The organism is Pseudoxanthomonas sp. LjRoot204_2 (assembly GCF_056175765.1).
Genome location: NZ_JBGFFG010000728.1, coordinates 1 through 1,060 on the forward strand (window position 1 = coordinate 1; position 1,060 = coordinate 1,060).

The following is a 1,060-nucleotide window of genomic DNA, read 5'->3' on the forward strand; positions in this document are numbered from 1 at the left end:
ATCCTGTTCCTGGCGGCACTCACGTTCCTGGCCTACCTCCTGAAGGAGGAGTACTGGAAGGACGTCCACTAAGGACGCCGCATCTGCCGCCACGGCGCGGGCACACGCCCGCGCCGTAGACGGAGTTGCCGGGCATTGGGGTTGCTTGGCTTTTTCCGGCGGGGATTGCACACTCAGGGACCGGGGCGACCTTCGGCAAGGGGCCGACGGCGTCGGTGCGATCGGCGGATTCCGGTCGTCGGAGAGCCGTGAATGGCTGCGAGCCCACGTATGCGCAATACACTGACGTTGTTTTCCTCCACCGATGACGTGCTCTGCCACCGCGTGCGGCTGGTGCTCGCCGCGAAGGGCGTGAGCTACGACCTGGTGCCGGTGGATCCGCAGAACCCGCCTGAAGATCTCATCGATCTGAATCCCTACCATTCCGTGCCCACGCTGGTGGAGCGCGATCTGGTGCTCTACGCCGCGTCGGTGGTCAGTGAATACCTCGACGAGCGCTATCCGCATCCGCCGCTGATGCCGGTGGATCCGCTTTCACGCGCCCGCCTGCGCCTCGCCATGCTGCGCATCGAGCACGATTGGGTGCCGCAGGTGCAGGCCATCCAGCTGGGCAACAAGCAGCAGGCGGAAGCCGGTCGCAAGCGCCTGAAGGAACTCCTGACGGCGTCCGTGCCGCTGTTCAAGGCGAGCAAGTTCTTCCTCAATCCCGAGATGAGCCTGGCCGACTGCGCCATGGCGCCGATCATCTGGCGCCTGCCGTCGCTGGAGGTGCCGCTGCCCAAGGACGGCAAGGCGATCGAGGACTATGGCAACCGTATCTTCCGGCACCCCGGCTTCCTGCGCAGCCTGACGGATGCGGAGAAGAAGCTGCGCGAAATCCCGGCCTGACCGGCTGCCGTGCAGGATCAGGCCGACGCGATGCGATTGGCTGCCGAGAAGTGAAATGACCGACGCCTCTTCCCGCATGACCAGCCATCGCCCGTACCTGTTGCGGGCCCTGAACGAGTGGATCGCCGACAACGGCATGACGCCGCACCTGCTGGTCGACGCGACGATGGCC

General features: G+C 65.6%; 1 protein-coding gene and 2 pseudogenes. All 3 read left to right on the forward strand.

Going from position 1 to position 1,060, the window contains the following annotated elements:
• A pseudogene (locus AC04L7_RS19435) lies at positions 1-72 on the forward strand (cytochrome c1); the annotation flags it as partial.
• Positions 73-252: 180 nt separating this feature from the next.
• Positions 253-888, forward strand: a complete 636-nt coding sequence (locus AC04L7_RS19440; protein ID WP_435999857.1) for a glutathione S-transferase N-terminal domain-containing protein — start codon at positions 253-255, stop codon at positions 886-888.
• 55 nt (positions 889-943) lie between these two features.
• Positions 944-1,060, forward strand: a pseudogene (locus tag AC04L7_RS19445) (ClpXP protease specificity-enhancing factor); the annotation flags it as partial.